This window comes from Fibrobacter sp. UWB5 (assembly GCF_002210295.1).
GTDB lineage: Bacteria > Fibrobacterota > Fibrobacteria > Fibrobacterales > Fibrobacteraceae > Fibrobacter.
In genome coordinates this window covers 941316-964492 of sequence record NZ_MWQH01000001.1, presented here as the reverse complement: position 1 = coordinate 964492, position 23177 = coordinate 941316, and the positions used below count along the sequence as shown (strand labels likewise).

Annotated in this window: 21 protein-coding genes; 12 read left to right on the top strand and 9 right to left on the bottom strand. The window is 49.6% G+C overall.

Features of this window, described 5'->3' with window-relative positions; all coding sequences use genetic code 11:
* Nucleotides 1–28: 28 nt before the first annotated feature.
* Nucleotides 29–1555, top strand: a complete 1527-nt coding sequence (locus B7989_RS03970) for a DUF4832 domain-containing protein (protein ID WP_088627285.1) — start codon at nt 29–31, stop codon at nt 1553–1555.
* A 102-nt stretch (nt 1556–1657) separates the two neighbouring features.
* Entirely contained in the window at nt 1658–2695 is a 1038-nt protein-coding gene (locus B7989_RS03965; RefSeq protein WP_088627284.1) for a hypothetical protein, read from the top strand.
* Nucleotides 2696–2718: 23 nt separating this feature from the next.
* Here B7989_RS03965 and B7989_RS03960 read toward each other — a convergent pair whose 3' ends face one another.
* Nucleotides 2719–3828, bottom strand: a complete 1110-nt coding sequence (locus tag B7989_RS03960) for a hypothetical protein (protein WP_088627283.1) — start codon at nt 3826–3828, stop codon at nt 2719–2721.
* 427 nt (nt 3829–4255) lie between these two features.
* On the opposite strand from B7989_RS03960, the gene B7989_RS03955 reads away from it, so the two are divergent.
* The 3 genes from B7989_RS03955 (at nt 4256) to B7989_RS03945 (ending at nt 11353) form a co-directional block, all read left to right on the top strand.
* A complete protein-coding gene (locus B7989_RS03955; RefSeq protein WP_158212861.1) occupies nt 4256–4900 on the top strand; it encodes an SIMPL domain-containing protein in 645 nt (214 codons plus the stop codon).
* Between the two features lie 403 nt (nt 4901–5303).
* A complete protein-coding gene (locus tag B7989_RS03950) occupies nt 5304–8459 on the top strand; it encodes a type ISP restriction/modification enzyme (RefSeq protein WP_088627281.1) in 3156 nt (1051 codons plus the stop codon).
* Nucleotides 8460–8605: 146 nt separating this feature from the next.
* The gene (locus B7989_RS03945) at nt 8606–11353 is read left to right on the top strand and encodes a valine--tRNA ligase (RefSeq protein ID WP_088627280.1); all 2748 of its coding nucleotides are present in this window, start codon (nt 8606–8608) and stop codon (nt 11351–11353) included.
* Nucleotides 11354–11409: 56 nt separating this feature from the next.
* On the opposite strand, the gene B7989_RS03940 is transcribed toward B7989_RS03945, so the two are convergent.
* Nucleotides 11410–11829 carry a hypothetical protein gene (locus tag B7989_RS03940; protein ID WP_088627279.1) on the bottom strand — a complete coding sequence of 140 codons (420 nt, stop codon included), beginning with the start codon at nt 11827–11829 and terminating at the stop codon, nt 11410–11412.
* A 225-nt stretch (nt 11830–12054) separates the two neighbouring features.
* Between B7989_RS03940 and B7989_RS14065 the strand changes: the two genes are divergently transcribed.
* Nucleotides 12055–12222 carry a hypothetical protein gene (locus B7989_RS14065; protein ID WP_198959541.1) on the top strand — a complete coding sequence of 56 codons (168 nt, stop codon included), beginning with the start codon at nt 12055–12057 and terminating at the stop codon, nt 12220–12222.
* Between the two features lie 84 nt (nt 12223–12306).
* Complete coding sequence (locus B7989_RS03935) at nt 12307–13194, top strand: hypothetical protein (protein ID WP_088627278.1); 888 nt, start codon at nt 12307–12309, stop codon at nt 13192–13194.
* Here the strand turns inward: B7989_RS03935 and B7989_RS03930 are convergent.
* Together B7989_RS03930 and B7989_RS03925 are read right to left on the bottom strand one after the other, a co-directional pair.
* On the bottom strand, nt 13191–13739 hold the full coding sequence (locus B7989_RS03930) for a hypothetical protein (RefSeq protein ID WP_088627277.1): 549 nt from the start codon (nt 13737–13739) through the stop codon (nt 13191–13193). The genes B7989_RS03935 and B7989_RS03930 overlap by 4 nt on opposite strands.
* 17 nt (nt 13740–13756) lie before the next feature.
* On the bottom strand, nt 13757–14401 hold the full coding sequence (locus tag B7989_RS03925; RefSeq protein ID WP_088627276.1) for an ABC transporter permease: 645 nt from the start codon (nt 14399–14401) through the stop codon (nt 13757–13759).
* 83 nt (nt 14402–14484) lie between these two features.
* On the opposite strand from B7989_RS03925, the gene B7989_RS03920 reads away from it, so the two are divergent.
* Nucleotides 14485–14676 carry a TM2 domain-containing protein gene (locus B7989_RS03920; RefSeq protein ID WP_073053469.1) on the top strand — a complete coding sequence of 64 codons (192 nt, stop codon included), beginning with the start codon at nt 14485–14487 and terminating at the stop codon, nt 14674–14676.
* Nucleotides 14677–14732: 56 nt separating this feature from the next.
* The gene (rdgB, locus tag B7989_RS03915) at nt 14733–15362 is read left to right on the top strand and encodes an RdgB/HAM1 family non-canonical purine NTP pyrophosphatase (RefSeq protein WP_088627275.1); all 630 of its coding nucleotides are present in this window, start codon (nt 14733–14735) and stop codon (nt 15360–15362) included.
* Between the two features lie 106 nt (nt 15363–15468).
* On the opposite strand, the gene B7989_RS03910 is transcribed toward rdgB, so the two are convergent.
* Nucleotides 15469–16341: a DUF3078 domain-containing protein gene (locus tag B7989_RS03910; RefSeq protein ID WP_088627274.1), complete on the bottom strand. Its 873-nt coding sequence runs from the start codon at nt 16339–16341 to the stop codon at nt 15469–15471.
* Between the two features lie 114 nt (nt 16342–16455).
* On the opposite strand from B7989_RS03910, the gene B7989_RS03905 reads away from it, so the two are divergent.
* Nucleotides 16456–16959 (top strand): hypothetical protein, encoded by a 504-nt coding sequence (locus B7989_RS03905; RefSeq protein WP_088627273.1) that lies wholly within the window; start codon nt 16456–16458, stop codon nt 16957–16959.
* Between the two features lie 60 nt (nt 16960–17019).
* On the opposite strand, the gene B7989_RS03900 is transcribed toward B7989_RS03905, so the two are convergent.
* Genes B7989_RS03900 through B7989_RS03890 form a run of 3 tightly spaced genes read right to left on the bottom strand, consistent with a single transcriptional unit; the run spans nt 17020 to nt 20495 of the window.
* Entirely contained in the window at nt 17020–18291 is a 1272-nt protein-coding gene (locus tag B7989_RS03900) for an argininosuccinate synthase (protein WP_072798409.1), read from the bottom strand.
* Nucleotides 18292–18339: 48 nt separating this feature from the next.
* Entirely contained in the window at nt 18340–19374 is a 1035-nt protein-coding gene (gene mtgA / locus B7989_RS03895) for a monofunctional biosynthetic peptidoglycan transglycosylase (RefSeq protein ID WP_088627272.1), read from the bottom strand.
* Complete coding sequence (locus B7989_RS03890; RefSeq protein WP_088627271.1) at nt 19374–20495, bottom strand: toprim domain-containing protein; 1122 nt, start codon at nt 20493–20495, stop codon at nt 19374–19376. Before B7989_RS03890 ends, mtgA begins: the two co-directional genes overlap by 1 nt.
* Nucleotides 20496–20540: 45 nt before the next feature.
* Between B7989_RS03890 and murB the strand changes: the two genes are divergently transcribed.
* Nucleotides 20541–21449 (top strand): UDP-N-acetylmuramate dehydrogenase, encoded by a 909-nt coding sequence (murB, locus tag B7989_RS03885; RefSeq protein WP_088627270.1) that lies wholly within the window; start codon nt 20541–20543, stop codon nt 21447–21449.
* Here the strand turns inward: murB and B7989_RS03880 are convergent.
* The gene (locus B7989_RS03880) at nt 21446–21874 is read right to left on the bottom strand and encodes a VanZ family protein (protein ID WP_088627269.1); all 429 of its coding nucleotides are present in this window, start codon (nt 21872–21874) and stop codon (nt 21446–21448) included. The two genes, murB and B7989_RS03880, sit on opposite strands and share 4 nt — an antisense overlap.
* A 65-nt stretch (nt 21875–21939) precedes the next feature.
* Between B7989_RS03880 and B7989_RS03875 the strand changes: the two genes are divergently transcribed.
* The gene (locus tag B7989_RS03875) at nt 21940–23133 is read left to right on the top strand and encodes a class I SAM-dependent rRNA methyltransferase (RefSeq protein WP_088627268.1); all 1194 of its coding nucleotides are present in this window, start codon (nt 21940–21942) and stop codon (nt 23131–23133) included.
* Nucleotides 23134–23177 lie beyond the last annotated feature (44 nt).

Genomic DNA, 23177 nt, shown 5'->3' with positions numbered 1-23177 from the left:
GTAACGGGTATTCCCGACAGGAGTGTGTATGGTGAAAAACTTGATAATCGCAGGTAGCGCGGTTGCCTTTTTGGTAACTGCATCATTCGCGGCGGACCGTTCCGTTGCCCTCAACAAGGAAATCGAATCGCTCGAACCCATGAAGGGCATCGTGTTCTGGCCCGACCAGGCAAAAGACCAGAAGAACCTTCAAAAATCCATCTCGCTCGAATTCTCGTACTGCCTCCCCTGCGCCGTGGTGAAGGACAAGACCGACGACAAGATTGACTACGACTGGAGCAGTTTCGAAAAGATGCTCGACGATATCGCGAGCCGCGGGCACCAGGCCATCGTGCGGTTCCGCATCGAGTACCCGAGCGCAACCATCACGAACGCATCGGGCTGCACCGAAAAAGTAGAGGGCGCTACCGCAGTCCCCAACTACATCAAGGCGAACAAGTCCTACACCGAGACGTATTCCGAAGACCCGGGCGGCGACGGTCCCACCTATTACGCCGACTGGAGCAACAAGGAACTCCTGTGGTTCTACAAGCAGTTCTACACCGACTTTGCTGCAAAATACGACAAGGATCCGCGCATCGCCTTTGTGCAGGCGGGTTTCGGACACTGGGGCGAATATCACATCTACGGCACCAAGCTCAATTTCGGAGTCAACTTCGCCACCAAGGACTACCAGGCCGAATTCCTGACGCATCTTGATAGTTTGTTCGAAGAGACCCCGTGGAGCATCTCCATCGATGCGGCAGACAACAACTACACGCCCGTCGCAGGCAACAAGACCTTACTCGGGCTCAATTTCGGGCTGTTCGACGATTCCTTCATGCACAAGGAACACGACATTTCGCAGGGCGAAGGCGACAACGAGAAAAACTGGCGCGACCTGGGTACGGACCGCTGGAAAGCCGCTCCCGGCGGAGGCGAAGTCAGCTACTACACCGAAAAGGACCAGCGCGAGTTCCTGAACCCGGCAGGCCTTTACGGAGTCACCTGGGAAGATGCCGCCGCCAAGTACCACATGACCTACGTGATAGGCAACGACGCACCCGAAGGCAGTTACGCCACCAAGGAACGCGTGTACGAGGCCAGTTCCTATGCAGGCTACAAGTTCGAAATCACAGGCTACGCAGTCAACAAGATTTCTGCAGCCGTGCGCGTAAAGAACATCGGCATTGCACCGCTGTATCACAACGCCTACGTAACCGTAAAGGGCGTGCGCAGCGAAAAATCGCTTAAGGGTCTTTTGCCCGGCAAAGAGGCAACCTTTACTATCGCAGGCATTCAAATCGGCGACAGCGAATCACCCGAAGTCACTATCACCGGCGACAAGCTTCTGAAAGACGCGACCATCCCCTACAAGGCAAGCCTAGACGGTAGCGCTGCGGTCATCGAAGGACTCCTTGACGAAAATAGCACCGCCATCGGGAAGGGTCGCTTTGCAGAAAGCCGGGGAAATCGCGGCTATGAGGCAGGCAAAAACCGCGCCACAGACATCAAAGGCCGTAACGTTCCGGGGAAGGCCGCCAAAGGCGCCTACTACCCCATTTTAAGCCGCTAGTTTACACGATTTTATACAAATAATCCATAACAAAATCATTTTTTAGTAGAAAATACCCTCGCAAAAGGGTATTTTTCTATTATAGAAAATCGAGGAGAACTTATGAACATTCGCAAACACTGGAAAAAGGTCCTGTTGTCATCAACCGCGTTCTTTTGGGTAAGCTGCGGCGGCGATAGCGAAAGCGTCTCTGTAACCGGCGGAGACAACAACGAAACTCTACCCGATTCTATCGTCAAGCCCGACGACCTTGACGGAATCAAAACCGACACGCTCTATGGAGTCAGACCCGTTTACGACATTGATTCGGGCGCCGTTTCTAGTTCCGACGCTTGCGAAAGTTCAAGTTCCGCCGAAGAAGTCCAGTCCAGCTCCAGTGAAGCCGAGTCTAGCTCCAGCTATGACCCTTCGATGCCCTATAGGCTTGCAAGCGACCCTAGCATCCACTGCGCTTGGGAAAACTTTGTCGGAGCCACATTCGAATGTCTTGACGGACAAGACCATCAATCCACAGTCAGGTGGAAAAAGGAACAACTTGCCAATAACCAGACCCGAACCCTTGAGCAGCTAGATTCCCTCGAAGACAAAACAAAAGCCGTCCTAGACGAATACGATGTTCCTCTTTATGGGGTGCCTAGTAACACATGTACACATCGAGATTTGGGAACTGCGGTATATAAATGTTCCGATGGGCAAACATATCCCGCCAATTTTTATGTTGATGGGGATAAAATTCTCTATACCGAAGAAGAGTATAGAGCAAAGTATCCCGAGAAATTTCAATCGAGTTCCAGCTCAGAACCGGAGCCGGAATCCAGCAGCAGCGTTCCGACCCCGTCTCCGCTCTGCCAAAAGAACGATTTCGCCACTTATTCTGAGATGCAAGAAGTCTTCGAAAAAGACATGAACGATCTCTTGGACAGCGCCAAGAATGCGGCAGAGAACAACCTTTCGGAAAGCGATTCCAACTGTTTGGCAGACGTACATATCAGCCGTTCTTATGCAGATGTAGATGTTCTCGCCAAGAAGCAGATTTGCGATGTTGACACGACGGTAAACCCGCGTTACCAGGAACGAATCGACACGCACAAGGAATATATCCGCAAGCAAATCAAACGCTGCTTGGACGAAGAAAACTAGGTTATCAGGAATACTTGTTGTTTTTACAACTCTAGCAGCCGCTTAAACGCAAGCCTGAACCATTCGGCATCAAATTCCGCTTTTACATCATCAGCCCAGTGGTTGTAATAACGCCACTGGCTAAAAATCGCATTACCTAAAACATGATAATCCGAACAAACAGCAAACAATTCTTTATACGAGTTGCCTAAAGTATTTTCAGAATCACAGTTGCAAAGCTTCTCGAAACTTTCAAAACAATCCATTTCAAAACCAAGATTTCGACAGTCTTCATCAAACCGACCACTTTCGATAAAATCATATACCTTTGCATGGGTTTCATCAGCATCAATTTCATCCAACAAAGCACCCCATTGTTCGACGAAAGCTTCAACATCGGTCGTAACATCAAGCCAATCGTAGGAAGGAGCATTCATCCTATAGAAAATATTGAGTACCTGATTATGGAAGGTTTCAATAGCCTTTGATTCTTCCGTTTGGCCATAAATCATTCCCCTAAAATGTTTGCTCAAGAATTTATAGTGCGAAAAGCCGCCATCACAAACAAAATCATCAATTTTTGAAGGCAATGTGGAAATACGTTCCCAGTTTTCATCTATCAGTTTCTTGACCACATCGGCAGTTTCTTTGTATTTCCCTGCATAAAAATACACCTGAGTGCAGGGATCTTGCCCGTCCTGCAGCAAATTCAGGCAACCGCAGCCTTCCGGCACAGCATTCTTAATATAGACTCGCCCGTCGCTATAGAGCAGAACACCCATATCAATTGTCTCAGGAGTATAGAAACCCGCATCTGAATGACTTTCAAAAATAGTTCGTCCACGAGGTTTCTTGAATTGAAGGGCATCCCCTATTGCATATTCCCTTGCAATTTCAAGTTTTTCTTCTAAAGAGCAATGTTCAAAAAAGGCTATATAGCGATTAACATTCAGTTCATCACCACTGGAAATCCTATTGGGAATGTGCGTCACAACAAATGACAAGAAATCTTTCGCCTCATCAAAGACCTGCTCACTAGCCAACTGTTCGGCCTCCCATGCGCAATCTTTGAAGGAGTCCAAATACGGATTCCGCTGTTCGCCACGGTAATAGCGGCAGTATTTCAAGTCCCGATTTTCATTATCTGTCTGCATAGGAGCCTCCTTTCTAGAGTCACCTATAAATATAGATTCAAACAGATGTCAGAAAGTGACTACTTCATTTCACTCGTTTACACCGGCATTTATACCGTCATTTTCTTGGACATTTTCATGGACTTTTTCTTGGACATTTGCAGTTTTTTCATCAATTAGGGCGTTTTTTAGAGCCAATTTGACAAATTACATCGATTTTCTGTGTACTTTTCTATGCACTTTTCTGTGTACTTTCCTGTATACTTTTCCGTGAGCCTGAGTCAAAATCGACAATTTACTAACGCACGAAAATGAAAGCCGAGTGACGAGCTTTTCTGGTGGAGTCCCACAAATCTGTAGATACGCGAAGTAAAACTCTCTTCACAAATTGTCATTTTATGACAATTAAATGAATATATATTTGTGGTATAACCAAAAGGAGGCTATTATGGAACAGAATCAGAAAACCATTAGAGTGATGGGAACGGGCTTTGTCAAAATTGCTCCTGACACCACAAAACTCACCTTTTCTATAGATTCCAAACACGATTCCTATGAAAAGGCATATAACGAAGCCTCCATAGGCAATAAAGGCTTGAGAGAAGCCCTTGAAAAACTGAAGATTCCGAAAGACGCTCTCAAAACATCGGATTTTTCAATAGAAAAACATCGGGAATGGATTAGCAAGGATGTCCGGTGGCTTACCGAATATCATTTGAATCAACAACTCTCTATTGAACTGCCTTTAGATGGAATTCTTACATCAAAAGTCATGTCAGCCCTGGGAACAGCATGGCCTGAACTCGAAGTGAATATATCTTTCATTAGGAAAGATTCTCATGATGCCAAACTGCAAATTCTTGAGTCCGCAGTCAAGGACGCACGCGAAAAAGCCGAGGTTATCGCCACGACTCTCGGACATAAACTGGGCGGAATTGTAAGTGTTGATTACTCCAAACGGCATATTGAGATCGATGTTCATGACGATGGACAATTATGCGATGAACATTGTATTGGAGCTAGCCCAATCGATTATACTCCTGAAGATATTGAAGCAGGAGATACCGTTGAAACAGTCTGGTATTTGGAGTAGTAATCACTCTTGCTAGTCACACCTGAATTGCATAATCAGCAAGAGCCGATCCACTTGGGTCGGTTTTTGCAATATTTGGCTATTTTTATCCACAAAATGACCAAAAGTCATCTTTCGCCATTCCAATAATCTATATTGCAGTTGACATAGCCCCGTACCGAATGGTTCGGAGCGACCGGAATTTTTGAGATTCGTCTCTTATTCTCGCTATCGAAACTACCACTTTCAAGTTGCATGAGGATAAGACGAACGCTCACGTCCCAATCGGGGCGTGGGTCGTTTGTGCTTATTATGCAACAGGGTGTGGTAGCCCTCGATAGCGGTAAGCCTACGACTCCACGCCTTTTTTATTTGTGGAAATCGAGGCGCAACAAGGAACGGCTCTCGCAACATTGGAGCCGCCATGGCCGATTTGGACAAAAGCAAGATTCAAGCCGTCGCACAGTACATCGACGAGGTTTCCAAGCAATTTTCTACGGGCAAGGCGACCGAACACAGTTACCGCCCGGCACTTGCAAAACTGCTTGGCGATTTGCTCCCCAAATTTACCATTACAAATGAGCCGAGTCGGATAGAATGCGGAGCGCCGGACTATATTATTGCAAAAGGGAATGGTGCAACATCAATTCCAGTTGCGTTCGTAGAGGCAAAGGACATCGGTGATAGCGACCTGGATGGTAACCGCCAGCACAAGGCGCAATTTAATCGATACAAAAAATCGCTGGACCATATCCTTTTCACGGATTACCTTGATTTCCATCTTTATGAAAATGGCGAATTTGTCAATAGCATTTGTATCGCAGAAATCAGAGGAAATAAGATTGCGCTAATAGGCGCCAATGTTCCGATGTTTTTGGAAATGGTGGAACACCTCGCGGAATCAATGCCGCAGAAGATTACAAGTTCTACAAAATTGGCGCAGATGATGGCCGCCAAGGCGCGCCTCCTCGCCGAAGTTATTGAAAAGACTCTTGATGCCGGTAACGAAAAGTCCGGAGATTTGAAGGGACAATGGGCTGCTTTCAAAGACCATTTAATTCACGATTTGACGGAACGAGCCTTTGCTGACATCTATGCACAAACTATTGTATATGGAATGTTTGCGGCAAGGCTCCATGATGACACTCCCGACACATTTAGTCGGGAAGAAGCGGCAATACTCATTCCCAAGACAAATCCGTTCTTGCGCAAGGTTTTCCAAAATGTCGCCGCATTCGATGTAGATACAAGCATTGCGTGGATTGTTGATGATCTTGCGGAAACTTTCCGAGTGACGGATATGCCGAAGGTCATGAAGAATTTTGGAAAGACCACGGGTCAAGCCGACCCCATGATTCACTTCTACGAACATTTTCTACGCTATTACGACCCCAAGCAGAAAAAAGCCTGTGGTGTTTACTACACGCCAGAACCCGTTGTCCACTTTATCGTCAATGCCGTTGACGAAATTTTGAAATCCCGCTTCAATTTGAGTGATGGGCTTGCCGACACGAGCAAGGTGACGGTTCGGCAGACTTCGAACCTATATACGGATAATCGTACCAAAGACCACAAGAAATACGAAACGCGCGAGTACCATAAAGTTCAAATTCTTGATCCTGCAACTGGAACGGGAACATTCCTTGCCGAAGTGGTCCGCAAGATATATTCCGGCATGGAAAACCAGAAGGGCGCTTGGCAAAACTATGTGGAAGAACATCTGGTGCCGCGCCTGAATGGTTTTGAATTCATGATGGCTCCATACGCCGTTGCTCATTTGAAATTGGACATGGTATTGGCGCAGACTGGCTACAAGGCAAAACAGGACAAGCGACTTCGCGTATTCCTTACTAATTCCCTTGAAGAATGCGGTCACGATACAGGTACACTGTTTGCGCAATGGTTGGCACAAGAAGCAAATGAGGCGAATATTGTCAAACGCGATACTCCAGTAATGGTGATGATAGGAAACCCGCCTTATAGTGCAAGTAGTAGTAACAAGGGAACCTGGATAACAAATCTCTTGAAAGAGTATAAAAAGGGATTGAACGAGAAGAAGATAAATCTAAATGATGACTATATTAAATTTATACGTTTGGCTCACTATTATGTAGAAAAAAATGGGGAAGGAATTGTTGCCTATATCTCAAATAACAGTTTTGTCGATGGTATCACTCATCGAAAAATGCGTCATTCTTTAATGAAAATATTTGACGATATATATATTCTGAATTTGCATGGTGATACTCGAAAACAAGAAACTACACCTGATGGGGACAAAGATGAAAATGTTTTTGATATCATGCAAGGCGTAAGCATTAATATTTTTGTGAAAAAGGGTTGTAGTTCTGGAACAGAAGAATCCCTAGCCAAAGTTTATCACTATGAACTCTTTGGCAAACGTCCAGAAAAATACCGTTACCTTCAAACTCACTCGTTAAAGGATGTTCCCTGGCAGGAACTTAAACCATTTGACCCGTATTACTTCTTTGTCCCGAAAGATTTTTCAGAGATAGAAAAATATGATAAGGGTTTTAAAATTGATGAGTTGATGAAAAAATTTGTGTCTGGTTTTCAAACGAAACGTGATTCGTTAACAATTCATTTCAATGAGAAGGACGTCTGCGCGGTACTTTCCGATATGGAAAGAATGGATGTTGATTCGATACGGAAAAAATATAAACTAAAAGATGGACGCGATTGGACCGTTGAGTCGGCTAAGAAAGATGTGCTTGAAAAAAATGGGAACGTTCAAAAGGTTCTTTATAGATTGTTTGATGAACGATATACCTACTATTCTAAGAAAACAAAGGGGTTTATTGCTTATCCGAGATACGACATATTTCAACATTTTGAAAAGGACAATATTTGTTTATGCCTTGTCCGTATAAATAGAGATTATGCGTCAACATATTTCCTGGCTAACAAACCTGTAGATCAAACGTTATTGTCTCCTAAAGATAATGATTATGTTTTTCCTCTGTATCTATATCCAACAGAAGAGGAATTTTCTCTTGGAGAATCGCGTAACCCTAATCTAGATGGAAAGATTTTGAAAAAAATTGAAAAACTTGTAGGATGCCAATTATCTCCGGAGCAAATCTTCGATTATATCTATGGAGTACTCCATACTCCGTCCTATCGCGAAAAATATAGGGAATTTCTGAAAATCGATTTCCCACGTATTCCTTATCCCGAAAACAAGGAAGAATTTGAACGCACCGTTTCCATCGGCAATAAACTTCGCAAATTGCACCTGATGGAAGAAATTCCTCCGCAGGAAACCTCCTTCGATATCGATGGTAACAATGCCGTAACGGATATTAAGTATAAAAAGGATATTTCCGGTCAAGCCGGGAATGACAACTACGGTAAGGTCTACATCAACAAGACGCAGTATTTTGCGAATGTTTCTGAACTAGCCTGGAACTTCTACATTGGTGGCTACCAACCCGCCCAAAAGTGGCTCAAGGACCGCAAAAACCGCACCCTTACATACGACGACATCTCGCATTACCGCAAGATCATCGCCATCCTTCTCGAAACCCACAAGTTGATGCAGAAATTGGATGAGATGTAAGCCAGGGCGTTGCGGGGCCGGCGTTTGAGGCCCCGCTCGAAGGGGAAGCGAGCAACGTAGTGCGAGCGAGGGGAAGGCTTTCCCCTCCCCTTTTTATATAATCCTTTTTGCCATAATGCGTGAGAATTTCTAAATTTGCCCGCACTATGGAAACTCGTTACAATTCTAAAGATGTGGAAGCCCGATGGCATAAGACCTGGGCTGAGAATAACAGTTTTGCACCCAGCGGAAAGGGCGAACCGTTCTCGGTCGTGATTCCGCCCCCGAACGTTACCGGCGCGCTCCATCTGGGACACGCGCTCAACGATACGCTCCAGGACATTTTGGTACGCTACCGCCGTAAGACCGGCCGCGACACGCTGTGGATTCCGGGTACGGACCACGCGGGTATCGCCACGCAGGCCGTGGTCGAAAAGCGCCTTTTCCAGGACGAACACAAGACCCGCCACGACATTGGCCGCGACGCCCTGGTGGAACGCATTTGGAAGTGGAAGGACGAATACGAAGCCCGCATTACGAAGCAGCTCAAGAGCCTGGGCGTTAGCTGCGACTGGAGCCGCCAGCGCTTTACGCTGGACCCGGTTTGCGCAAAGGCCGTGCGCCACGCCTTCTTCAACCTGTTCAAGAAGGGCCTCATTTACCGCGGCAAGCGCCTAGTGAACTGGGATACCAAGCTCCAGACCGCCGTTGCCGACGACGAAATCTACTACGAACACGTGAAGGGCCACTTCTGGACGTTCAAGTACCCCCTGGCCGACGGTTCGGGATTTATCCCCGTTTCGACCACACGTCCGGAAACGATCATGGGCGATACCGCCCTCGCCGTGCACCCGAACGACGAACGCTATGCACAGTTCATCGGCAAGATGCTGAAGGTGCCGTTCGTTGACCGCGAAATCCCGGTGATTGCCGACGCTATCTTGGTGGACAAGGACTTCGGTACGGGTTCCGTGAAGGTGACTCCGGCTCATGACCCGAACGACTATGCGACGGGTCTGCGCCACAAGCTCCCGATGATCAACATCATGAACGATGACGGCAGCCTGAACGAGAACGCCGGCAAGTTCCAGGGACTCAAGGGCCAGGCCGCACGCGACGCCGTGGTGGCAGGTCTCGAAGAACTCGGACTTTTGATCAAGGTGGAAGACCACGAAATGGACGTGGGCCACTCCGACCGTTCCAAGACTGTGATCGAGCCGTACCTCAGCGACCAGTGGTTCGTGAAGATGGACGTGCTCGCCGAAAACGCAATGAACGCCGTGAAGTCGGGCGAAATCAAGATTATCCCGGAACGCTACGCCAACAAGTATCTGGACTGGCTTGCTGAAAAGCGCGACTGGTGCATCAGCCGTCAGCTCTGGTGGGGCCACCGCATTCCTATCTGGCACACCGATGCTAGCGAAGACGAACTGAAGGCCGCATTCGCGGGCCGCGACGACATCTACTTCTACAAGGCCGAAAACGGCGGCTACCTCGTGTGCAGCCAGGAAGAAGACCTCAAGGAAGACGCCGTTCCGGGTCACGAACTCAAGCAGGAAGAAGACGTGCTCGACACGTGGTTCTCCAGTGGACTCTGGCCGCATTCTACCATGGGCTGGCCGGAAAACACCGACACGCTCAAGCGCTACTACCCCACCAGCGTGCTCGTGACAAGCCGCGACATCATTACGCTGTGGGTCGCCCGCATGGTGCTCTTCAGCCAGGAAAACATGGGCACGGTTCCGTTCCACACGGTCTATATCCACCCGAAGATTCTGGACGGCAATGGCCAGACTATGAGCAAGTCCAAGGGCAACGGCGTGGACCCGATGGATATCGAAGAGAAGTACGGTACCGACGCTCTGCGCTTTGTGATGGCTAGCCTCTGCACCGACAACCAGGACGTGCGCCTGCCGGTGAAGAAGGAAAAGCAGCCGGATGGCCGCGAAATCAACACCAGCGAAAAGTTCGAAATCGGCCGTAACTTCAGCAACAAGCTGTGGAACGCCTGCCGCTTCCTTTACCCGCAGCTCGAACAGGCCGGCGCGCTTGCCGCCGAACTCCCGATGGACAAGAGCTTGTTCGCCCTGGAAGACAAGTGGATTTTGAGCCGCCTGCAGACGACCATCAAGGACGCCACCCGCATGCTCGAAGAATACCACTTCGCCGAACTCGCCGGGTTCCTGTACCGCTTCGTGTGGGACGACGTCTGCTCCAGCTATCTCGAGATTAAGAAGTCCGTGATCAACAGCGAAACGCTCACCGCCGAAAAGAAGAACGCCATGGCCATCCTCAGCTACGTGCTGAAGAACGTGCTCGACCTGCTCCACCCGGTGATGCCGTTCATTACCGAAGAACTCAACAGCATCCTGTTCCAAGGCAGCGAAATGGTGATCAGCCGCGCATGGCCCAAGGCCGACGAATCGCTCATTGACGCCAAGATTGAAGCCGCATTCGACCAGGCATTCGCCGTGGTGGAAAGCGTGCGTGGCGTGCGTGGCCGCTACAACGTGAGCCCCGCTACCAAGCTGAACGCCGTGGTGAGCGTCGACGATGCCGCAACAGAAGCAAGCGTGAAGGACTGCATGGCAATCATCACCGAACTTTCGGGTCTTTCTGACCTGAGCGTCGCCGTGAAGGCCGCCAAGCCGAAGTTCAGCGCCAGCGCCGTGGTGCCCGGTGGCGAACTCTACATTCCGCTCGAAGGTATCCTCGACCCGGCTGCAGAAATCGCCCGCCTCGAAAAGGAAATCGAGAAGGCCAAATCATTCGCCGCCAGCATCGAACGCAAGCTCTCGAACGAAAAATTCGTGAGCGGCGCCCCCGAAGCAGTGGTGAACGCCGAACGCACCAAGCTCGCTACGCAGCAGGACATTATCGCGAAGAACGAAGCAGCTCTTAAAGAGTTGAAGTAATTCTGCGACAAGCCAACAAAATTAAAACAGGTGCTCCGATTGGGGCACCTTTTTTTTTACAACATTGAATCAACATCTTCTTTTGCTGACAACCATAATTTCAGCAATTTTATAATGTCGTCGTCGCTTGTCCAACCATTCGGGAAATACTGTTTATCATCCATAGTTTGAAGTTTGACGGTAAAATTATCAAAAATGATCGATGCGTGATAATTTATGCGTTCATATTCCTTCTGCTTATTTTTTATTTTACTGATAGCAGCATTTATATTCTCCTTACTGATAACACCGTCTATAATTGTATCACGATTATATTGGTCATCAATTAAAAGCACCTGCACTTCCGAAGTTATCCTGCTTACATTATCCAAATTTATGTGCCCACCATCAACCGGGTACCAACATGCCGTACTTTTCTTGCATCCAACAACCGCCAGGAAACACATCATCATTCCCAAAAGAAAGATTTTTTTCATAAAGCACCTCTTAATATGTTTTCTCGCTAATTATTGCACAACACGCCAAGCGAGTTTTAGCATGATGTAGTTTATAATATAACCTTTTTTTTTCTTTTTCTCTAAAATTTTTTATTTCAACTTGGAATAGGGACTCCAAGCGTGCACTTGTTTTTTTCAGGGATTTCTTTACAATTCTTGCAAAGCAAGCGATATTTAACAGGATTACAAAAAAAAGAGGCCAATATGGACGAAAAGGAAATTCTCGAACTGAAGAAAAGGATCGCAGCCAGCGCCCCCAGGCGCCACCCCAAGAAGGGTGAACCCGGCTACGACGAATTCATGAGGAGTATTTTCAAGTCCGCCGCTTCGAACATGCTGCGGGACGAGCAGGAAAACGGCAGCATCCGTTGACTCAAATCACTCGTTTTTGCTAGGCTCGAAAACGGCTCTCTTTTTTTACTATTTCTTGAAGATGGACTAAAAGGAGAAAAGAGTATGAATTTCACAAAATTTCTATTTGCGGGAGCTTTTGCCGCAGGCATCGGAACCGCAACCCTACAGGCAGCGGAATGCAGCTACGAGCCACCCGTCAGGGAGTCTGGAAGCACTGGAGCTTATTTCGAATACCCAGCAGTGGCTCTCTACCTGTTCGAGGGCAGCTACCTGAACCTCTCCAAGATGGATAATCGCGAACCTGCCGTAAAGAATGCTTCCGGTGTCGACACGGTATGGATGTACAGGTCTGAGCTTGACTCCACCATGATTGTAATTGCCTCCGAGAAAGTAGTCAAGGTGGCACGCGTCGCCTATTCCAGCAACCAAGACGACTTCGTTGATTCGCTTTTCAGCGTGCATCACGACGCTGTATTCAAAGACGAGTTCGCACGGCTGCAAAAGGCGGGCGTTTTCAAAGGCACGGCGGAACAGGCTGATTCTCTGGTGGAACACGTTTTTGAGCTCTGCGGTAGATACTATTGGAAAGAAAGGGGCTACTCCGGCTGCGAATTCAACCCGCCAGAATTAAGACGGAGAAACGACGGTAAGGATATCGACAAGGCTGATGTACCGCTAGCAAGCTCGGCTGTGGCCGGAATACACGCCTTCCTCCTCGACACGCTGAACTTCTGCCCAGATTACAGGTTCGCGGCAGACACTATTACTACCACAATCCCGGGACTCTCGCAGGCAAGGTTCAGTTTCACGAAACTCGGCCAAAACCGCTACCAGATTGCAGGCGCCAAGCCTAACGCCCCATACAGGGCTTTCAGCTTGAACGGCCAACTGATAGAAAGCGGCCTTTTGAATGACGGCGTTTTTATAGCAAAAGAATTGCCCGTCATCCTGATGTTGAACGACGGGCGAAGCGTTTACTTGAAGGATTAACGTTTTTTCTGGTATTCTTCGTATTCGCCGTCTTCCCACTCGCGCTTGTATTGTTCGCAATCTTCTTCGAACTCCGTCGCGTGCATCATAAGTTCATTTATGGGCGCGCCTTGGAAAGATATTACAAAGTAAGAGACTCCGTTTTCGCAGTGTGTTTCAGTGAAATTCCTTTTCCTTGATTTTTCTTCGATACCCTGTTCGAATTCAAGGCACATGGCCGTTTTATTATACGAATTCAAATTGTAATAGGACTGTTCATAATATTGCGTGCCATTGCCGGTTTCATCAAAAGTAATTCTTTCTACATGTCCCTTATAGTTCGGGATATTCAACTTGATCTGTCCCCAGATTTTACCATCTTCATCGGTTCCACTAGTTGCATAGCAATAAAATTCCGGATCGCCATTTTGCGGGAAACTACCCTTTGCGGAAGGTTTTCCTCCGTTAGACGGATCAGAATCGGACGCACCGGATGAAGAATCGCCGCAGGCCGTAAAGGCAAGCGCAAGCACTAAGGAACTGATGGCAAAAAGGGCTTTTTTCATATTTTTCCTCTATTACATTACAAGCTTACAAACTTTCGCATGCTCGTGAAAGTCGCCGCAATGCTCAGCAAGACCGACACGACAAGCGTTACGACAGGCACGAACAGCCCGCTCAAGAAAGCCTCGTGGCCGAGCTGCACCAACAGCAATAGCGGCACGATAAGAAACAAAGTCAGATGAGTCGCAGCCCGGACCGTCTTAACGCGGAGCGAAACGACAAGCGAAAATGAGGTCGTGAGAAGCACCGCCGAAAGCGCCCCGAGAACAGATGCCACCGCAGACATCGTCGAAATTTCAGGATGCGACACCCAGTAACCGAACTGTGCGAGCAACGCAAACACCACCGGAAACGGAAGAATCGCCAGAAGCTTGCCCCAGAAGAGTTTTGCAGGAGCAATCGGCGCTAGTTGCAGGAGTTCTAGGGAATTACGTTCGCGTTCGCCCGCAAAAGTATCGCCAGCAAGGGGCGAGCCCATGGGCGCCATGAGGCAACCGAGCAAGAGCATCATGTAGCCCTGCATGCCCTCCATAATCTGGCCACCGTAACGCGACACGGCTATGCCCTGGCTAGCCGCCAAAATCACGGGCGGGATAACGAAGGGGATCCAGAAGCGCGGATCCCTAAAAATCAGTCGCAGTTCGTGCTTGAATACGTGGAACATAGCAATTATCCATCAATAAATTTAGAAAAATCAAGAGTCCGCTTTTTCTATATTTGGGTCGCACAAAAACAAAAAGAGGTCTTATGCCCGCACAAGGTGAACACAACAAATGGATTGCCCTAGCCCTTTGCATTTTGCTCGGCTATCTGGGACTGCACCGCTTTTACGAAGGTAAAATCTGGACCGGAATCCTTTGGCTTTGCACAGGCGGTCTCTGTGGCGTAGGTGTCGTTGTCGACGCTATCCTTATCGTGATGAAACCGGAACACTACTAATTAGACAAAAGAACGGCTCAATGAGCCTACAGACGAAAGACGAGAGATCTTTTAAGATGAAGCATTTATTTGTTATCGCGACGGGAAATCCCGGGAAGATTAGGGACTTCGCCCACATTCTCGGAACCGAGAACAAGGAATTCAAGACGCTCAAGGACATCGGCTTTACAGACGATATCGTTGAAGACGGCGATTCGTTCGAAGCAAACGCGATCATTAAGTCGAGCTCGGTAGCCAAGTGGCTTTGCGAAAAGCATATCGAGGCAAGCGTTCTTGCCGACGATTCCGGCTTGGAAGTATTCGCTTTGAACGGCGAACCCGGCATTTACAGCGCCCGCTACTGCGGCTACCATGGCAACGACCAGGCGAACAACGACAAGCTCATGCAAAAGCTTGAAGGCGTCAAGGACCGCAGCGCCCGCTACTTCTGCGCACTCTCTTACCAGAAAGCCGCCGAAGTGGACGGCAAGTGGACTGTGAGCGAACCCAAGATTTATGAAGGCGAGTGCCGCGGACAAATCAACTTCGCGCCCGTTGGCGACATGGGATTCGGTTACGACCCGCTATTCGTTCCCGACGGATTTGACCGCACTTTCGCGCAGATGGAACTTGCAGAAAAGAAAGGCATCAGCCACCGCGGCAACGCCATTCGAGCCATGAAAGCGGATTTAGAAGCCAAGGGCTAGAAATAAAAAAGCCGATGCTGACCTGCGTCAGCATGACTTCAAAAACAAAAAAGTCCCCGAACGGGGACTTTTTTCATGCGATAGAGCCGAGCGACCCGGTTTCTAATTAAAACCAGCGCCAGGTCAGGCCGAAGAGCACCATGCTCTTGTACTGCGTATCTTCGTCGAGATCCCAGTCGTAGGCCATATCGAAGCCAACCTGGAGTTCAACGAGCGGTGCAATCATCACGGAGAGCAGGTTTTCCCAAAGGCCGTCAATCTTTTCGACACCTTCGAAGTTGCAGAAGGCCCACAGACGGGTCTTGAAGCTCACGATGTCAGAGAAGGCATACTTGGCTTCGGTGATAGATTCGAGACCGGGTTCGTCACGGAACTTTTCGAACTTTTCGGTATCCTTGTCGTCGGCGTAACCGTAACCGTTAGAAATGGTCATGCGGTTAGCAAAACCGATACGCTGAGAGAAGTTGTCGTTCGGAACGTAAGCAAGACCGGCAAGCTGAGTTTCGTAGGCCGGATCCATGAAGCTGGAAATTGCCTTCTTGACTTCGTTGCCATCTTCGTCTTCGCTGTATTCGTAGCCGGCCATGAACTGAGTTTCAAAGCGGTTACCGATATAGGGCTTCAGGACTTCGGTCATGTTGAAGTCGAGCATAGATTCCCAGAAGAGACGGTCGTTGGACTTGCGCTTACCCACGCCCTTAGTCCATGTCTGACCGAGGTCGATGTCGATGAGGTTACGCCAGTTAGCGACCTTCCACTTACCCTGCACGTCGGCATCGTAGGTCACGAGCCAAGTGTAGTTGGAGGTACCGTCCTTCTGCCAGTTGCTGAAGTTGTACCAGTTATAACGAACAGCTGCGACAACGTCGGCAGTCCAGTTTTCGGGGAGAGCCCCTTCGAACATGCCACCTTCAGCCATTGCAGGAGCGGCGAAAGCGCAAGCAAATGCGCAAGCCTTGATAAGTGATTTCATCTTCATATTGATTCCTTTTTTGTGGTCCGTGCTACGGCGGGCCGAGTTTTATGCAAAACAATATAGGAATAAAAACAGGTTTTTGCGAGTATAATCGTATGTTTTGTCTATATTTGGACTATGTTTCGCACTGTTTTTAGACCCCTGTTTTTTGTAGTCCTTTTTGTTGCAGTATTTAGCCACGCCGGAGACTGGCGTTTTAGCGCCGGAGCGGGCCTTCGCAATCAGACCCCTGTCGTGCTGATTGGAGGCGTTGGCTACAACAACTTGATGGTCTACCTGCAGGGAATGGGCATGAGTAAAGGCGAAAATCACTTTTGGTGCGGCTACCGCGGCAGCCTGCTCTGGACCTTCTTTAAAGAACTCCCGTTCCACTTTGACACAGGCCTTGGTCTTGGTTACGAATACGCCGAAGCCCCGAACAAATTGCACCAGGAAATCAACAAGGCAAACGAAGGCAGGTACACCTTCCCCTACAACTATAAAGAAACAGCCGACCTTTCGCTTGAACTTTGGGCTCACCTTTACGGGCTGTACACACAAATTAGCGTCCCTATCAACCGATACAGGGAACATGATGTAAAAAAGCTCCTCTGGGGAGCCGGATACATGTTTGAATTTTAGTAGAAATAAAAAAATCCCCCGGTTTTGAACCGAGGGATTTTTTTCAATTATCTTTTCCGATTACTTCTTCGGAAGAACAACCGGCTTGCCGAAGTCGACGTTGGTCTTGTTGCCGAGCAACAGGGCGCGCGTCTTGAGCGGGAGGCCGTAGCAGCGGATGAAGCCCGTTGCGTCCTTTTGGTCGTACATGTCAACGTCGGTGAATCCGCCGAGGCCCATGTCGTAGAGGCTGTAGGGGCTCTTGATGCCGGCCGGAATGATGTTACCCTTGTAGAGCTTGAGGGTCACGTCACCGGTAACAACCTTGTTCACTTCAGCGAAGAAGGCGTCCATAGCCTGGCGGAGCGGAGTGAACCACTGGCCATTGTACACGAGGTTGGCATAGGTCATAGACATCTTCTGGGCTTCGAACAAAGTTTCCTTGTCGAGCACGAGCTGCTGCAGGCATTCGTGAGCCTTGTACAGAAGCGTGCCACCCGGAGTTTCGTACACGCCGCGGCTCTTCAGGCCGACGAGGCGGTTTTCAACGATGTCCAAGAGACCGCAAGCGTTCTTGCCGCCAATCTTGTTCAGGTATTCAAGGAGTTCGACAGCACCCATCTTCTTGCCATCGATAGCCACCGGATTACCCTTATCGAAGGTAATCGTCACGTGATCGGCCTTGTTCGGGGCCTTTTCGTACGTGTTGGTGTGCTTGAGGAATTCGTACTTGTGTTCCTGTTCCGGGAATTCCAGAACGCCACCTTCGTGAGAGAGGTGCCACAGGTTACCGTCTTCAGAGTAAATCTTCTTCTTGCTGATGCCGTTCAGCGGAATCTTGTGAGCGGCAGCGTAGTCGATAGCGTCTTCGCGGCTATGGAACGTCCACTTCGGGTCCTTCCACGGAGCGATGATTTCGAGCTTCGGGTTGAGAGCGGCGTAGGTCAGTTCGAAACGGACCTGGTCGTTACCCTTACCGGTAGCACCGTGAGCAACAGCGTAGGCGCCTTCCTTTTCAGCAATCTTCACCTGATACTTGGCGATGAGCGGACGGGCGAAAGAGGTACCCAGGAGGTAGGTTCCTTCGTACTTAGCACCGGCGCGAACGGTCGGCCAAACGTAGTCTTCAAGGAATTCCTTCTTGAGGTCAAGAACGTAGCACTTGGAAGCGCCAGTCTTGAGAGCCTTGTCTTCGAGGGCCTTAGCGTCCGGGAAGTCGTTCTGACCGAGGTCGGCAGCGAAAGCGATCACTTCGCAGTCGTAGTTTTCCTTGAGCCAGGGGATGATGATGGAAGTATCGAGTCCACCGCTATAAGCGAGGACAACCTTCTTCTTGGATTCTTTCTTAGCCATTTTTAGCGTCCTTTAAGAAAATTTTAGACAAGTCAAATATAGAAACTTTTATTTCTTTTTTGTAGAGGCTTTCGCAGGAGCCTTCGCCGACTTTTCAGAAGTCTTCGACGGATTTTTCTCCGAAGCCTTTTCGGGCTTTTTGTCCAGGTTTTTAGCTGGGGCCTTTTCCATAGATTTTTCCGATGCCTTCGCTCCCTTCGCGGAGCTGTCCTTGGGAATCGGAGCCATCAGCTGGCGCAAGGAATCCACCAGCACGCTATCCTTCTTGGGGAACATGTTCTGGTAAATCACGGCGCGACGCTTGGCCATGAACTGGCTTTCGCGCATGTTCGGGTGATGCTTGCCCGGGCTTGCGAGCATGGCGGCCAGGTTGATTGCCTGGTCTACGCTCAGCTTGGCGCAGTTCTTCTTGTAATAGGTGCGGCAGGCTTCCTGGCAGCCAAAGATATCCTTGCCCCACTGGGCGTAATTCAGGTACAGTTCCAGAATGCGGTCCTTGCCAAGCTCATGTTCCATCAAGAGCGCGTAGGCAAGCTCCTTGAACTTGCGGTTGAAGGAGCGTTCGCCACTCAAGAACAAGTTCTTTGCGAGCTGTTGCGTAATCGTGGAGCCACCGAACTTGGTCTTCCCCGCCATCTGGTTTGCGTCCAAGGCTTCGGCAATGGCACGAATGTCAAAACCCGGATGGAAGTAGAAGCCGGCGTCTTCGCTTGCAATGACCGCCTTGCGCAGGTACGGGCTGATAGAATCGAGTGGTACGTAGGTATGCTTGATTTCGATATTCGGGTTCGAATCGCGCAGGGCCTCCATGTACTTGCTCATTTCAGGCTGGGCATCCTTGAGTTGCGCCACGCCATCGTAAATATCGTAGCCGTAAATAAAGGCGCGGTACAAGGCGTAAGAGGCTGCCACCGAGAAAATGGCCGAATAGATAATCAGAATCAACAAGGCCTGACGGATAATGAAATTGATTGTACGGTAAAGCCACTTGAGTACAAACCCAGCTATCTTCGCAAACTTGGTTCCAACAAACCACTTAAAAAAGTCCTTGACCTTACCGAAATACAACTTCACTTTATCCATTACTTCTTTCCTCCGAACCAATCATTGATGTCTTCACCTTCTTTCATGGCCGTGGGCAAATTTTCCATTCCTTCGCCTAAAATTACATTATGAATGCCCGCTTGTGTGAACAAGTTGCCGATATATTCCATACCAGAGCGGCCCGCTTCATCGTGATCCAGACAAAGTACCACATTTTTGTTTCTAAAAAGATTCAACCACTCCACTTTAAAGCTGCGGACACCCGGAATTCCGACCGCATTGATCCTTTGTCCTAAAAAGGTGAGCGTATCGACCACGCCTTCGCACAAATAGACCCAGCCCGGTTTTTGGTCCAGCGCCACCATGTTGTACGGGTACGGCACCGTGCCACGCAAGTTGAGTTCCTTGGGCACCACCGTATTGTCAATCGCGCGAGACTGGAAATAGAACGCACGGCGCTGCGGATCCAGATACGGGAAAATCAACGGATGCTTGTAGTAACGCAAATGCCCTTTGTCGTTAAAGAGACCCACGTACTTCAGCACCGCCTCGCCAAAGTCCGCCTTGAGGCTGTTGTTCACCTCTTCGTAGTTGCTAATGGTGCGCAAAAGCATCTTGTCCCACACGGGCTTGTAGATGCGACGGCGAGCGAGCCACTTACCTGCAGGCGTATTGTCAACAGGGCTTAAACGCTTGAGGAACGAGAGGATGATTTTCTTGCGGTCGTCTTCGGATACAAGGGGCGGCTCTTCGGGTTCCACCGGGCGGACCATCTCGGGCATACGAGCCACGGACGAAGCTGCATGCGGGCGTCCAGCGGCATTGGCCGCGCGCTCCGCGATTTTCGCCATCTCTTTACGGGCGGAGGCCGGCACCAGGAACGGGTACTGTTCCATGAGCCAGTTCAGCGATTCGGTAAAGCCACAATCCTTGACAATCTGCACCAACGAAATCACGTCCCCGCGAACATCGTCGCAAACCCAGCAACGGAAAGTCCCGCGTTCTTCGGAAATTGAAACCGAAGGCGTGCGGTCTCCATGGGCGTGGCGCTGCGGAAAGAAACAATGGCACTTGCCATGGGACACATTTACTCCCAGGGTCTGCGCGACGGCGGTGATCGAAATCGCCGACTTAAATTGTTTCAGTTCCTCGTTAGTCATCGCGAGGTAATATACAATTTTTCTTGGCAAAGCTATATTTACAATATGCAGATTCTCGAAAACGAATTGATGAGCAAGCACACCTCCTTTAAAGTGGGTGGGTCCGCACACTATTACGTGAAGGCGGAAACCATACAAGACCTTCAAAACGCGCTGGAAATGGCCCGCGAAAAAGGTCTTCCCTACTTTATTTTAGGGAACGGAACGAATCTGCTTGTCTCGGACAAGGGTTTTGACGGCGTTGTCATCACGTTCGCCGGAGAATTTTCTGCCATCGAAGATTTAGGAAACGGAGCGTTCAAGGTCGGAGCGGCAACCCCTCTCGGCAGGTTCGCCCGCAATGTACTCAAGTTGGGTTTTGCAAGCATCCACAAGCTCGCCGGAATCCCCGGAACCTTGGGCGGAGCAATTTACATGAATGCGGGCGCCTACGGCCAAGAAATTGGAACCTGTTGCACGCAAGTCACCGTTCTTGACAGCGACGGAAACATTCGCGAAATTTCTAACGCCGACTGCGCCTTCGGGTATAGACAAAGTATTTTTCAGAAGAACAAGGCGATTGTTCTCTCGGCGACATTCCAGTTGCAAGCAGCAAGTGTTGAAAGCAAGACAATTGCCGACCTCGAAGCGGAACTTGCCGAATGCATGGCCAAGCGCAAGGCAAGCCAGCCGCTGAACATGCCGAACGCAGGCTCCACCTTCAAGCGCCTAGAGCATGGCACCGCCGACATGCCGCAACAAATCGCGCCGGGCTATTACATCGAGCAAGCAGGCCTCAAGGGCTACCGCATAGGCGGTGCCGAAGTCAGCACCGTGCATGCAAACTTTATCGTGAACGCAGGCGGCGCTACCGCAAGCGATATCAAGCAATTAAGCGAATACGTACAGCAAAAAGTCGCCGAGAAATTCGGCATTGAACTGCACCGCGAGATAATCTTGCTCGGAGAATTCTAGTTTTCTACGGAAGACTGTTTTTCGGACACCGGGTCGTAGCGATTCAAGATTCGCGTAACAATGGCGTAAACAACGCCACCCATCAGGCCACCGGTCAAGTCAGCAACCAAATCGAGCACGCTGCTGTCGCGGCCCTCGACAAAGCTCTGGTGGTATTCGTCGGTGCAACCATAAGCAAGCGCGAGAACTCCCACCACCAGCACACGCAGCCACTGGCGCTTGGACCATTCGTTACGGGTCCAGAGCATGGCATAGCAGCCGGCAAGCGTCGCGTATTCGCAAAAGTGAGCCAGCTTATCCCAAACATGCGGGAAATCTTGAAGCTGTTCCGTCGTGAGCGAAGACAGTTTAAAGATGATAGCCATGCAGAGCACGCAGGGAACGGCTCTAAAGAAGGGGTATTTGTCAAACACGCTTTCAAACATCGTGGCGCCAAATGTAGAAAAATGCACCCTATTTTAAAAGCAAAAATTTTCCTACATTTACCTTCATGAAAGCAATTACCTTGAAAGCCGGACGCGAAAAGTCCGCACTGCGTTACCACCCCTGGATTTTTAGCGGAGCCGTTGACGAAGTTATCGGCGACCCGGAACTTGGCGACACCGTTGAAGTTTACAGCTACAAGAGCGATTTTCTGGGTCTTGCGGCGTACTCGCCCAAGTCCCAGATCCGCGGGCGTTTCTGGACATTCGGCGAAAAGGCTAACATTGACCGCGAATTCTTTAGCGACTTGCTCGACCGCGCCATTGCCGCGCGCAAGAGCCGCGGTTTCGACATCGAAGACAAGGACAGCGCTTTCCGCCTGATTAACGCCGAGAACGACGGCATTCCAGGCTGCATTATCGACAAGTACGCCGACATTTATTCCGTGGAAATCTTGGCCGCCGGCGCCGAAGTCCACCGCAAAGACATTTACGAACTGCTCGCCGAAAAGACGCACTGCCGCGGCATCTACGAACGCTGCGATTCTGACGTGCGCAAAAAAGAAGGCCTGCAGCTGCGCACCGGTTGCGTTTACGGCGAAGTGCCCGACGAACCGGTCATCATCAACGAAAACGGAATTCTCTTCCCCATCGACGTGAAAAACGGTCACAAGACCGGTTACTATCTGGACCAGCGCGACGCTCGCCGCCGTATTGGCGAACTTTCCAAGGGCAAGAAGGTTCTGAACTGCTTCTGCTATACCGGCGGTTTCGGGCTCTACGCTCTCCGCGGCGGTTGCGAAAAAGTTTATCAGGTGGATGTATCCAAGGACGCTCTCAAGCTCGCCAAGGAAGGCATCATGCGTAACAAGCTCAGCACCGCCCACGCCACACACGTGGAAGCTGACGTATTCCAGTACTTGCGCAAGTGCCGCGACAAGGCCGAAACCTTTGACCTCATCGTACTGGACCCGCCCAAGTTCGTAGAAAGCAAGGACAACCTCCAGAAAGGTGCCCGCGGCTACAAGGACATCAACCTGCTCGCCATGAAGCTCTTGGCCGAAGGCGGCATGCTCGCGACTTTCAGCTGCTCGGGCCTTATGGAAATGGACTTGTTCCAGAAGATTATCGCGGATGCCGCCGCCGATGCACATCGGCGCGTTCAAATCATTGAACGCTTCGGCCAACCCGCCGACCACCCCGTGAACACGGCATTCCCCGAAGGTCAGTACCTCAAGGGATTGCTCGTACAAGTCGTCTAAAGACTTTCAAAAAAACGCCTCTCCGCAGAGAGGCATTTTTCATT